We start from the raw sequence: 12,350 nt of genomic DNA, 5'->3' as shown, positions 1-12,350 counted from the left end.
AAAGGTCCGGTTACAGGTCAACACACAGAATTCGACGGATAATGCGTGTTGACCTGAAAAGATCAGGCGTCAAGCAAACCTAAGCATCTGCCTTAGAACGGAATTTCATCATCCAGATCAGCAGCCGGGCTGGGCCGGTTGCTGCCGCCACCGCCACCGGTTCGCGGTGCGGCACCACCCCGATTGCCACCGCCATAGCCGCCACCGCCACCGCCACCGCCGCGATCCTCGTAACCACCACCGCCGCCGCCGCCGAAGTCGCCGCCACGGTCCTCATAACCGCCGCCACCGGCAGCAGCCCCCATACCGCCACCTTCACGGCCATCCAGCAGGGTCAGTTCGCCGCGGAACTGGCGCAGAACCACTTCCGTCGTGTAACGCTCCTGCCCCTGCTGGTCCTGCCATTTGCGGGTTTCCAGCTGGCCTTCGACATAAACCTTGCTGCCCTTGCGCAGGTAACGCTCGGCAATGCCGGTCAGGTTCTCATTGAAAATGACGACGCTGTGCCACTGGGTGCGTTCCTGTCGTTCGCCGGTGGCACGGTCCTTCCAGGTTTCCGACGTGGCGATGCGCAGGGTACAGACCTTGCCGCCATTCTGCAGGGAACGGACCTCCGGATCTTTACCGAGATTGCCGATCAGGATGACCTTGTTGACGCTGCCCGCCATGTGTCGCTCTTTCGCAAAAAAATAGGATCAGGCCCCGCATGAGCAGGGCCGTTCGTGCCGCACACTATAAGACCAGCCCGGTTCATTGCCACTGGATTAAATACCGAAAACGGCGAACAATACAAGAACATTGCATTGCGATGCGGAAGGGTGCATCCTGACCATCATCGTATGCCAACCGCCAGCGCGGAGGTTTCACCATGGCCGGCACGCCCCCTTCCCCCGCCTTTCCAGAGGTGGAAAGCGCCTTGCTTGTCGCCGCCTTGGCCCTGCCGGAGGCGGCGGAGGATTTTCCCTGGGGCGAACGGGTCATCAAGGTACGGGGTAAGATTTTCCTGTTTCTGAACCAGCAGGAAGGGGCATTGCGTCTGTCGATGAAACTGCCCTTTTCCCGCGATTTCGCGCTGGAGATGGCGGAAACCCGCCCCACCGGCTATGGGCTGGGCAAGGCCGGCTGGGTCACCTTCATTTATGGGGAGGGCACGGCACCGGATGCCGCCCACCTGATCCACTGGATGCATGAAAGTTACCGCGCCGTGGCGCCGAAGAAGCTGGCGGCCCAACTCAGCGTCACTGCCTAGCTGCATCGCAGCGGCTGCACCTTGGCAAGCCGGCCAACTTCCTTATCTTCTCCGCCTGACCTTGATCGTTGCCCGGTACGCCACGGGCCTGGAGCCAGACTGACCGCCATGAACAAATATATCTCCGTCCGTGGTGCCCGCGAGCATAACCTGAAGAATGTCGACGTGGATTTGCCGCGCGACAGTCTGGTTGTCATCACCGGCCTGTCCGGTTCCGGCAAATCCTCGCTGGCCTTCGACACGATCTATGCCGAAGGCCAGCGGCGTTATGTGGAAAGCCTGTCAGCCTATGCGCGCCAGTTCCTGGAGCTGATGCAGAAGCCGGATGTCGACAGCATCGAAGGCCTGTCGCCCGCCATCTCCATCGAACAGAAGACCACCAGCCGCAATCCCCGCTCCACAGTCGGCACGGTGACGGAGATCTATGATTACATGCGTCTGCTTTATGCGCGCATCGGCATCCCCTATTCCCCGGTCACCGGCCTGCCCATCGAAAGCCAGACGGTCAGCCAGATGGTGGACCGTATCCTGACCATGCCGGAGGGCACACGGCTTTACCTGCTGGCCCCCATCGCGCGCGGCAAGAAGGGGGAGTTCAAGAAGGAGCTGGCGGAGCTGCGCAAGCGCGGTTTCCAGCGCGTCAAGATCGATGGCGAGCTGATGGAGATCGAGGATGTGCCCGCGCTGGACAAGAAACTGAAGCACGATATCGAGGTGGTGGTCGATCGGTTGAAGGTGCAGACCGATCTCGGCAACCGCTTGGCCGATTCCATTGAAACCGGGCTGGAACTGTCCGACGGGCTGATCTTTGCCGAAAACGCGGATAACGGCGAACGCACGGTGTTTTCCGCCAAGTTCGCCTGCCCGGTCAGCGGATTCACCATCGAGGAGGTGGAGCCGCGCCTGTTCAGCTTCAACAACCCGTTCGGTGCCTGCCCTGCCTGCGATGGATTGGGGTCGAAACATTATTTCGACCCGATGCTGGTGGTGCCGGATGAACGGTTGAGCCTACGGGAAGGCGCCATCGCCCCCTGGGCCAATTCCACCTCGCAATATTACCTGCAGACCCTGGAAAGCATCTGCCGCCATTTCGACAGCACTGTCGACCTTCCCTGGGAGAAGTTGCCCAAGGAGGTCCGCGACACGGTGCTGTTCGGGTCGGGCAAAGCCCCGATCACCATGCGCTATGATGATGGGATGCGGGCCTATGAGACCAAGAAGCCGTTCGAGGGCGTGGTCAATAATCTGGAACGCCGCTGGAAGGAAACGGAAAGCGCCCTGGTTCGGGAAGAACTGGGCAAGTACCAGTCCTCCCAACCCTGCGAGGTTTGCAGTGGTGCGCGCCTGAAACCGGAAGCGCTGGCCGTGAAAGTGCGCGGCCTGAACATCGCCGAAATCACCCGCCTGTCCATCCGCAAGGCAGGCGATTGGTTCGGCGAACTGGATGCGCATCTGACACAGAAGGAACGCGATATTGCCACCCGCATCCTGAAGGAAATCAACGAGCGGCTGGGCTTCCTCAATAATGTCGGGCTGGAATATCTGGCGCTCGACCGCGCGTCCGGCACCCTGTCAGGCGGGGAGAGCCAGCGAATCCGGCTGGCCTCACAGATCGGTTCCGGGCTGACCGGTGTGCTTTATGTGCTGGACGAACCTTCCATCGGCCTGCACCAGCGCGATAATGACCGGCTGCTGGCCACGCTGAAGCGCCTGCGCGATATCGGCAATACCGTCATCGTCGTCGAGCATGACGAGGATGCCATCCGGGAGGCCGATTATCTGGTGGATATGGGGCCGGGGGCCGGTGTGCATGGCGGCACCATCATTGCCCAGGGCAGCCCGGCGGAGGTGATGCAGCATCCGACCAGCTTGACCGCGCAATATCTTTCCGGCCGCCGCCAGATTGAGGTGCCGGCGCTACGCCGCCCCGGTCATCCGGGCCAGTTCCTGGAGGTGGTGGGCTGCCGTACCAACAATCTGCGCGATGTCACCGCCCGCATCCCGCTCGGCACCTTCACCTGTGTCACCGGCGTCTCGGGCGGTGGCAAATCTACGCTTGTCATTGAAACGCTCTACAAGGCGCTGGCCAAGAAATTGATGGGCGCCCGGGAGCATCCGGGCGAACATGATGCCATCCATGGGTTGGAAAATGTCGACAAGGTGATCGATATCGATCAGTCGCCCATCGGCCGCACCCCGCGATCCAACCCGGCAACCTATACCGGCTGCTTTACCCCCATCCGTGACTGGTATGCCGGCTTGCCGGAATCAAAGGCGCGCGGCTATGGGCCAGGGCGCTTCAGCTTCAACGTCAAGGGCGGGCGGTGTGAGGCGTGTCAGGGCGATGGCGTCATCAAGATCGAGATGCACTTCCTGCCCGATGTCTATGTCACCTGCGATGTCTGTCACGGCAAGCGCTATAACCGCGAAACGCTGGAGGTACTCTTCAAGGGCAAAAGCATCGCCGATACATTGGACATGACAGTGGAGGAAGGGGCGGAATTCTTCCGCGCCGTACCGTCGATCCGCGACAAGCTGGAAACGCTGGACCGGGTGGGTCTGGGCTATGTGAAGATCGGCCAGCCCGCCACCACCCTGTCCGGGGGGGAGGCGCAGCGCGTGAAGCTGGCAAAGGAACTGGCCCGCCGCTCCACCGGTCGCACCATCTATATCCTGGATGAGCCGACCACAGGCCTGCATTTCGAGGATGTGCGCAAACTGCTGGAGGTGCTGCACACGCTGGTGGACCAGGGCAATACGGTCCTGGTGATCGAACATAATCTGGAGGTCATCAAGACCGCCGACTGGATCATCGATATGGGGCCGGAAGGGGGCTCTGGCGGCGGCCAGGTGGTGGCCGCCGGTACACCGGAACAGGTGGCCCAGTCAGGCACCAGCCATACCGGCCATTATCTGGCCCCCTATGTGAAGGCCAAGGCCCCGGCTGCCAAAACGCCGGCGACCAAGGGGCGCAAGAAGGCGGCAGTATAAAGCCTGCGTGTGTCGCCACCGCAAAGAAAAACCCCCGCGCCGTTGCTGACGCGGGGGTTTTCTTTAAACTGCTAACCTTCGGGGCCGAGAGCCGACCACCTAGGGACAGAGCCTATATCAGGTGCCCTTGGTGGTCAGCTTGGAGAGCGTGGTCTGCAGCTCTTCAATGCTTTCCTTGACGCGCTTGGACAGCACTTCAGCCGCTTCGGTGTTGGACTTGGCCACCAGTTCCGACAGTTCCTTCATATTGGCAATCGCCTTTTCGAAAGAGCCCTTCACCAGTTCTGCCTGCTTGGCCACCTTGTCTTCCGGGGTGCCGGCAGAGACCAGTTCCTTCATCAGGACCGAGGCTTCCTCGAACGACTGGCGCAGAATTTCGGCCTGCCGACGGGCAACCGTCTGATAGCCTTCAACCGCCAGCTGGTTGGCGGCAACCACCGCTTCCACATTGCGGCGCTGGGTAGCCAGCAGACCTTCAAAATCCGGCGACAGCAGCTTCACGTCGCTGAAACCCTTCTGGAAATCGGCGAAGCCCTTCTGGAAGTCGGCAAAGCCCTTCTGCATGTCCGTGAAACGGGAGGCATCGAAGAACTTGGACGGATCGAAGAACTTGGACGGATCGAAATCCAGGAACGGATTCTTGATCGGGCTGGCCATATGTCGAGTCCCCCAGGGGCTGTTCATCCATGGCACGGATTGGTGCCATTGGTGGTTATAAACTGGTTCTCACCGCTATTGCATTGCAGCAAAACCGTGGATAACTATCGCATTTGCCGCTTTTTTCGTCAACTTCTTTGTTGCGCTGCACAAAAGAACAATAAAATCAACCGGCTGCGTGTTTCGATCCGATAGAAGAACGAAACGCGAGGGGCAAGCTGTTCCACAGCTCACGCGCGCGTTTCAAGTTGCGATCAAGGGCGGCCATGGTGGCGGACTTGTCCGGGCTTTCATCATCGAGCCAGACCCGCAGAGTCGCCAGCCAGACTGTGGCCAGTCCACGCCGCTGCAACGCGCCGGCCACACCGCCCCTGCCCAGACCCGCCGCTTCCAGCATCCAACCCATGGAGCGATAAAGGCCCGGGGCCAAGGCCGGGGCGGCCAGGATGGCAACACCATTACGGGCAAGCACACGCAAGCCCGGTCGGAACGGTTCCAGCACATCAATCCGGCGCATCAGCACATCGAACAGCCGATCATGCGGCGGATCGGTCGGATCGGGAACCGGTTGCGCCAGCACCAGCTCATCGGCATGGCGGTCCAGGGCGGCCAGCAGATGCAGCCGGCTGGGGAACAGGCGATAGAACCGATCGAGCGGCAGTCCCGCCTGATCCGCCACCGCCTTCAAACTGGTCTCCCGCCAGCCCTCGCGGGCGATCAGCACCATCGCCGCCGCCAGGGCTGCCTGACGATCATCCCTGATTGACGCCGTCTGCGTGCTGCTCGCGGTCTCGTCCGACATGTCCCGTTCCCTTTTCCACCGCGTCATTACTCAGGGCCTAACGGCACAGGCCGCTCACCCCCAAAAATATGGAAATGGTCCTGATGCCGAGAATTGAAAGACAGCCCCAGACTGGCGGGAAAAATTTCACGCTGCACCATGCCTGGACACAGCAGTCAGCCCGTCAGACAATGCAGAAAACCCGTCGGCCTGCCCCACGCCGCACCCCGAAATGCGCCCTTGTTGCGCCGCACCCCAGCCATCGGAAACGAAAGCGGTCCTTGGCAAGGGGCAGACTGTCCTAAACTTTTGCACATGGTCATCAGGGCCCCCGCTACAGACCCTCAGCCGCAAATGTCAAGCCATTCAATTGCAGATGTGACAGCCACGTGATAGCTTGACTTCCGGATATCTATTTAAAATCAATAAGATGGTCTTATTGCCTAATTTTTGAGCAAATAGGGGAAAGCCGCAGCATCGCTAGGGTCGCACAGGTAAGCCCAGCACTTCCCCCCAGACTTATCCACAGATTCCGTGGAAGAATTCTCTGACCTGGGAAAAGCCGCAGGAAGCCGCCGCTCTCCCCTCCGTCAAGTGTGAAACGGCGCTGCCACATATCTCTTTCGGACAGTGCCGAACGGGGAGAAGCTGGCATCCATAGCAGCAAGATTGACCCGAGCAGGCTTATGCGCCACATGCTGGGCCATGAGCGAGCCATCCGACCAAAATCCGTCCGGCCCTTCCGCCGACCCCCAGCCAGCGACCAGCCGGCCGAAACGTGCTGTGGCCGATCTCAACCGGGGGGTTGAGACGATCAAGGGCTATCTGCGCACCCTGCCTGACCGGCCCGGCGTCTATCGGATGCTGAATGATCATGGCGATGCGCTTTATGTCGGCAAGGCGCGCAGCCTGAAACGGCGCGTCATCAATTATACGATGCCGGTCAAGCTGCCGATCCGGCTGCAGCGGATGATTGCCGAGACGACCCAGATGGAATTCGTCACCACCCATACGGAGGTGGAGGCGCTGCTGCTGGAATCGAATCTCATCAAGAAACTGATGCCGCGCTACAATGTGTTGCTGCGCGATGACAAGACCTTCCCGCATATCCTGATCAGGGGCGGCCACGACTTCCCGCAATTGACCAAGCATCGCGGCACGCGCAGCGATCCGGGCCAGTATTATGGCCCCTTTGCCTCCGCCGGGGCGGTGAACAGGGTGCTGACGGCCTTGCAGCGCGCCTTCCAGCTGCGCACCTGTGCCGATACGGTTTTCGCCACCCGCACCCGGCCGTGCCTGCAATATCAGATCAAGCGCTGCACCGCGCCCTGCGTGGAAAAGGTCAGCCCGCCCGAATATGCCGATCAGGTGAATGAGGCGCGCGCTTTCCTGGAGGGCAAGAGCCGGGATATTCAGGCCGAGCTGGCCCAGGCTATGCAGGCAGCGGCCGAAAATCTGGAGTTTGAGCGGGCGGCCAAGCTGCGCGACCGTATCCGGGCGCTGACCGCCATCCAGGCCCACCAGGATATCAATGTCGAGGGTGTCGATGATGCCGATATCATCGCCGCGCATCAGGATGGCGGGCTGACCTGCATCCAGGTCTTCTTCTTCCGCGGCGGGCGCAACTATGGCAACCGCGCCTATTTCCCCAGCCATGACAAGGCACAGGAAATTGACGAGGTTCTGGCCTCCTTCATCGCCCAGTTCTATGACAATAAGGCCGCCCCCGGCCTGGTGCTGGTCAGCCACGAGTTGACGGAACATGAGCTGTTGCAGGAGGCCCTGTCGGTGCGGGCGGGGCATAAGGTGGAGCTGCACCTGCCCAAGCGCGGCGACAAGAAGCGGCTGATCGACCATGCCGTCACCAATGCGCGGGAAGCGCATGGCCGCCGACTGGCCGAAAGCGGCAGCCAGACCAAGCTGCTGGCCGGGGTGGCGGAAGTGTTCGGCCTGAGCGAGCCGCCCAAGCGGATCGAGATTTACGATAACAGCCATATCCAGGGCACCAATGCCATCGGCGCCATGGTGGTGGCGGGGCCGGATGGCTTCATCAAGAACGCCTATCGCAAATTCAACATCAAGGTGCCCGGTGCCGCCGGCGACGATTACGCCATGATGCGGGAGGTGCTGACCCGCCGCTTCGAGCGCGTCATCAAGGAAGATCCCGAACGCGCCGGTGAGAACTGGCCCGATCTGGTGCTGATTGATGGTGGTGAGGGGCAATTGGCGGTGGTGGCCGAAGTGTTCGCCGAACTGGGAATCGAAGATGTCTGTCTGGCCGCCATCGCCAAGGGGCCGGACCGCGATGCCGGGCGGGAACGGTTTTTCATGCCAGGCCGCCCCCCGTTCGGCCTGGATCACAAGAGCCCCGTTCTTTATTACCTGCAGCGGCTGCGCGATGAGGCGCACCGCTTCGCCATCGGCACCCACCGGGCCCGGCGGGAGAAGGCGATCAGCGCCTCACCGCTGGATGAGGTGCCGGGAATCGGGCCCCGGCGCAAGAAGGCCCTGCTGCTGCATTTCGGTTCCGCCCGCGCCGTCTCCCGCGCCGGGCTGACAGATTTGGAGGCGGTGGAGGGCATCAACCGAACTGTCGCTAAAATCATCTATGATCATTTCCATCCCGAGGGCTAGGATGCGGCCCGCCTCCCCTGCCCGACCCGATGGCGAAGAACACCCATTGCAATGCTGACCAGCCTGCCGAATATCCTCACCCTGTCGCGCATCGCCATCATCCCCCTTGTGGTGGCCTTGTTCTTCTTCCCCGGCCCCTGGCCGGCCTGGGTGGCGGCCGGGCTGTTCGCGGCCGCCTGCATCACCGACTGGTTCGATGGCTATCTGGCCCGTGCCTGGCAGGAAGAAAGCCTGATCGGCAAGTTCCTGGACCCGATCGCTGACAAGCTGCTGGTGGCGGCCGTGCTGATCATGCTGGTGGCCAACCAACATATTGCCGGGCTGGCCGTGCTGCCGGCCGTGGTGATCCTGCTGCGCGAGGTCATGGTCTCGGGCTTGCGCGAATTCCTGGCGGGCTTGCGCGTTGGCGTGCCGGTCAGCCGGCTTGCCAAATGGAAGACCGGTATCCAGATGCTGGCCATCGGCTGGCTGATCGTCGGTGACCATGGGCCGGCGGCCTGGCCGGTGACCTTCATCGGGGAGGTCGGGCTGTGGATCGCCGCCGCCCTGACCCTAGTGACGGGGTGGGATTATCTGCGTGCGGGCCTGCGCCACATGCTGGCCCCGCAAGGGGGGAAGAGCGAATGATCAAGCTGCTGTATTTCGCCTGGCTGCGCAGCAAGATCGGGCTGGCCGAAGAGGAACTCGCCCTGCCCCCCGGCATCAGCGATGTTGCCGGCCTGATTGCCCATCTGCAGACGCGCGGTGCCGGCTATGCCGATGCCCTGTCCAATCTGGCCGTGGTCAAGGTGGCGGTGAACCAGGAATATGTGCCCTTCAGCCATCCGGTAGCGCCGGGTGACGAGGTGGCGCTGTTCCCGCCGGTGACGGGGGGCTGATGACTATCCGAGTCCAGCAGGCGGATTTCGATATCGGGGTGGAGCTGGCCGCTCTGACCCAGGGCAATCCCGGGATTGGCGGTGTCTGCTGCTTCACCGGGCTGGTGCGTGACCTGCACCCGCAAGCGGACGAACAGGCCGGCACGGTGTGCGCCCTGACCCTGGAACATTATCCCGGCATGACCGAGCGCCAGTTGGCCGCCATCGAGGCGGAGGCGCGGGCGCGTTGGCCGCTGGAAGCCTGCCTGATCATCCACCGCTATGGCCGGATGGAACCGGGGGAAAACATCGTGCTGGTCGCCTGCGCCAGCGCCCACCGGGAAGCCGCCTTCGATGCCTGCCGTTTCCTGATGGATTGGCTGAAAAGCAAGGCCCCCTTCTGGAAGCTGGAAGAGACATGCCGCGGCACCCGCTGGGTCGCCAGCCGCCACAGCGATGAGGAAGCGGCCCGCCGCTGGGACCAGCCGGCAGGTTAAACAGTCAATAAACAGTGTCGGTAATGGATAATTGTCCACCACGCGCCACCTTCACTATTTCGACCCAATATAACGCCTATTCTTACAATCAGATGAAGGGCTGAAGACGGCAACCGACGGTGTCGCCGACGCACATCCTCACGCCATAAAATCTCAAGATATTGATACTTAATGATATTTTTGAACTGACCCTTTTCCGGTCCGGCATCGTGGAAACCCACCGCCATACAACTGCCTAAAAAATGGTCAAATTGCCAAGACCCGCAGGGAACCGCCAACCAGCGGAGTTACCAGGGGTTTAATCACATACTTATCCACAGAATCTGGGGATTGGTCCCAGAACCGGCTGCATCCTGCCTGTGCGGTAACGCACTTCCACCGGACCGGTCTGTTGACTAGGTTTCTCCCCATCCGGTCGGTTCAGAGAACCGGGCTGGCATCTTCCATTCCCAGAGGGATCCGGTAATGAGCATCGAACTCCATGTCTGGCCGACGCCCAACGGCTACAAGGTTTCCATCGCCCTGGAGGAAATGGGCCTGCCCTACATTGTGCATCCGGTGAATATCGGGGCTGGCGACCAGTTCAAGCCTGACTTCCTGAAGATCGCCCCCAATAACCGGATGCCCGCCATCGTCGATCCCGACGGGCCGGGCGGCAAGCCGTTCAGCCTGTTTGAATCGGGCGCCATCCTGATCTATCTGGCGGAAAAAACCGGCCAGTTCCGCCCCAGCGACAGCGCCGAATGGTTCAGCCATCTGCAATGGCTGATGTGGCAGATGGGCGGTGTGGGGCCCATGTTCGGTCAGGCCGGACACTTCATTCTTTATGCGACAGAAAAGGTGCCCTATGGCATCGAACGGTACCGCAACGAGGCCAAGCGCCTGTTGAAAGTGGCCAATACGCGCCTGACGGAAACGCAATATCTGGGCAGCGATGCCTATGGCATTGCCGACATGGCGACCCTCCCCTGGATTCGCAATGCCCCGAAATATGATATCGATCTGGCTGAATTCCCCCAGGTGAAGCGCTGGTTTGACAGCATCGCCGCCCGCCCCGCCGTGCAGCGCGGTCTGGCCCTGCTGGCCGACAAGGTCCGCCCGGCCGGCCAGCCGATGAGCGACGAGGAGCGGGCCAATCTCTATGGCCGCAAGCCCTGAGCCGGTTTGTCTGGTTTCGTTGTAAGGAAGGCGGATTAATCCCCGGCCCCACGCGTTATCCCACCATGTCCACCGCTACGGCATCCGCCTGCCCCCGGAATGCGGCAGTGGTGGGCGGAGGAGACAGGCTCGCCGGCACGTGTCGGCAGAGGGCCTGTGACAATCCCGCCCGGATGCCCCTCCGGGCGGGAATATCCGGGGCAGCGTGAATGAAGGCGGTGGGATGAGCGGGGATGGTTTCGCCAAGGGGCTGGAAGGCCACCTGGGGTCGTTGCAGCGCTATGCGCTGCTGCTGACCCGCAACCGGGTGGAGGCCGAAGATCTGGTGCAGGATTGCCTGACCAAGGCCATCGCCTCGTCCGGACAATGGCAGCCGGGCACCGATCTGCGGGCCTGGCTGTTCCGCATCCTTTATACCTGCCATGTCAGTGACCGGCGGAAATGGCAGGTGCGCGCCCGCTATGCCGAACAGGCCACCGCAGCGGAAAGTGTCGATGCCCACCAGATGATCCAGGTGGAAACCCGGCAGGTGCTGACGGCCCTGGATGGGTTACCGGAACCACAGCGGGAAGCGATCCTGGTGATCGCCCTGGATGATGTGAAATACGAGGAAGCGGCCCGGCGGCTGGGTGTGCCGCTGGGCACCTTCATGTCGCGCCTGGCCCGTGGGCGTGAGGCGCTGCGGCGCCGGATGGAAGCGGGCGGGGAAGTTACCAAACTGCGTCTGGTGAAGGGGGGGCGCGATGCGTGACGATGGGGATGAACTGGACCTGCACGCCTTTCTGGATGGGCAGCTGGACCCGTGCCAGGAAGCCCTGGTGCTAGCCCGGCTGGACGCTGATCCCGATCTGCGGGCACGAATGCGGGCCATGGCCGAACAGGATCTGCTGGTGAAAATCGCCGCCGCAGAGGGGGCCTTGCCCATGGCCGCCATGCGGCCGATGCACCAGCGCCTATTACAGGGCGTGCGCCGCCATGCCATCTGGCGGCGCACCGGGCGGATTGCGGCAGCCATCGGCCTGTTCATCCTGGGCTGGGGTGCCCGGGATGCCAGCGACCATTGGCTGCAAACCCCCTTGCCGGGCTATGCGCGGGAAGCGCTGGCCAACCATGAGGTCTTTGCCGAGAACCGGCCGACCAGCGTTGAAGCGGCAGGTAACAGCCCGGACGATCTGCGCCGCCTGCTGGCCAGCCAGCTGGGCATGGCCATGGAACCGCCTCAGCTGCAATCCATCGGCCTACGGCTGATCGGCGCCCGGCGAGCCGTCACCGATGATGGCCCCGGCAGCCAGTTGATCTATGAAGATCGACAGGGACATAGAATCACCCTGCTGGTTGCCCCCAGTGAGGACGAGCCTGATGCCGAAACCCTCGCCTTGACGGAGGCGCAGGGCTATGTGATCGGCTTCTGGCGGGGCCAGCATTTCGGCTATGCCTTGATCGGGCGGGAACCGGAAGGCCAATTATTGCAGGTGGCCGACGCCTTGGGGGTACCACGGGAATAGAGAAGTCCCTATCCGGGGGCC

General features: G+C 62.0%; 12 protein-coding genes. 9 read left to right on the top strand and 3 right to left on the bottom strand.

Annotation, left to right across the window (positions count from 1 at the left end; all coding sequences use genetic code 11):
• Positions 1-92: 92 nt before the first annotated feature.
• Entirely contained in the window at positions 93-668 is a 576-nt protein-coding gene (ssb, locus tag GE253_RS07320) for a single-stranded DNA-binding protein (RefSeq protein WP_153203494.1), read from the bottom strand.
• Positions 669-868: 200 nt separating this feature from the next.
• Between ssb and GE253_RS07315 the strand changes: the two genes are divergently transcribed.
• Positions 869-1,249, top strand: coding sequence for an MmcQ/YjbR family DNA-binding protein (locus GE253_RS07315; protein WP_153203493.1), 381 nt, complete (start codon positions 869-871; stop codon positions 1,247-1,249).
• Positions 1,250-1,357: 108 nt separating this feature from the next.
• A complete protein-coding gene (gene uvrA / locus GE253_RS07310) occupies positions 1,358-4,240 on the top strand; it encodes an excinuclease ABC subunit UvrA (protein ID WP_153203492.1) in 2,883 nt (960 codons plus the stop codon).
• 117 nt (positions 4,241-4,357) lie between these two features.
• Here the strand turns inward: uvrA and GE253_RS07305 are convergent, their stop codons facing one another.
• Positions 4,358-4,897, bottom strand: coding sequence for a phasin family protein (locus GE253_RS07305; protein WP_153203491.1), 540 nt, complete (start codon positions 4,895-4,897; stop codon positions 4,358-4,360).
• 166 nt (positions 4,898-5,063) lie between these two features.
• Positions 5,064-5,699 carry a TetR family transcriptional regulator gene (locus GE253_RS07300; protein ID WP_173012542.1) on the bottom strand — a complete coding sequence of 212 codons (636 nt, stop codon included), beginning with the start codon at positions 5,697-5,699 and terminating at the stop codon, positions 5,064-5,066.
• 684 nt (positions 5,700-6,383) lie between these two features.
• On the opposite strand from GE253_RS07300, the gene uvrC reads away from it, so the two are divergent.
• The 7 genes from uvrC to GE253_RS07265 all read left to right on the top strand — a co-directional run bounded on the left by uvrC (position 6,384) and on the right by GE253_RS07265 (position 12,329).
• Entirely contained in the window at positions 6,384-8,312 is a 1,929-nt protein-coding gene (gene uvrC / locus GE253_RS07295; RefSeq protein WP_153203489.1) for an excinuclease ABC subunit UvrC, read from the top strand.
• A gap of 51 nt (positions 8,313-8,363) precedes the next feature.
• The gene (gene pgsA, locus GE253_RS07290; protein ID WP_153203488.1) at positions 8,364-8,939 is read left to right on the top strand and encodes a CDP-diacylglycerol--glycerol-3-phosphate 3-phosphatidyltransferase; all 576 of its coding nucleotides are present in this window, start codon (positions 8,364-8,366) and stop codon (positions 8,937-8,939) included.
• The gene (moaD, locus tag GE253_RS07285; RefSeq protein ID WP_348770814.1) at positions 8,939-9,190 is read left to right on the top strand and encodes a molybdopterin converting factor subunit 1; all 252 of its coding nucleotides are present in this window, start codon (positions 8,939-8,941) and stop codon (positions 9,188-9,190) included. Before pgsA ends, moaD begins: the two co-directional genes overlap by 1 nt.
• A complete protein-coding gene (locus tag GE253_RS07280) occupies positions 9,190-9,666 on the top strand; it encodes a molybdenum cofactor biosynthesis protein MoaE (RefSeq protein WP_153203486.1) in 477 nt (158 codons plus the stop codon). The genes moaD and GE253_RS07280 overlap by 1 nt, the downstream gene beginning before the upstream one ends.
• A gap of 465 nt (positions 9,667-10,131) precedes the next feature.
• On the top strand, positions 10,132-10,824 hold the full coding sequence (locus tag GE253_RS07275) for a glutathione binding-like protein (RefSeq protein WP_153203485.1): 693 nt from the start codon (positions 10,132-10,134) through the stop codon (positions 10,822-10,824).
• 223 nt (positions 10,825-11,047) lie between these two features.
• Positions 11,048-11,575 (top strand): sigma-70 family RNA polymerase sigma factor, encoded by a 528-nt coding sequence (locus GE253_RS07270; protein ID WP_153203484.1) that lies wholly within the window; start codon positions 11,048-11,050, stop codon positions 11,573-11,575.
• On the top strand, positions 11,568-12,329 hold the full coding sequence (locus GE253_RS07265; RefSeq protein ID WP_153203483.1) for a hypothetical protein: 762 nt from the start codon (positions 11,568-11,570) through the stop codon (positions 12,327-12,329). Before GE253_RS07270 ends, GE253_RS07265 begins: the two co-directional genes overlap by 8 nt.
• The last annotated feature ends 21 nt before the right edge of the window (positions 12,330-12,350 follow it).

This window comes from Niveispirillum sp. SYP-B3756 (genome assembly GCF_009495745.1).
Lineage (GTDB): Bacteria > Pseudomonadota > Alphaproteobacteria > Azospirillales > Azospirillaceae > Niveispirillum.
This window is presented reverse-complemented; position numbering and strand designations above follow the sequence as displayed.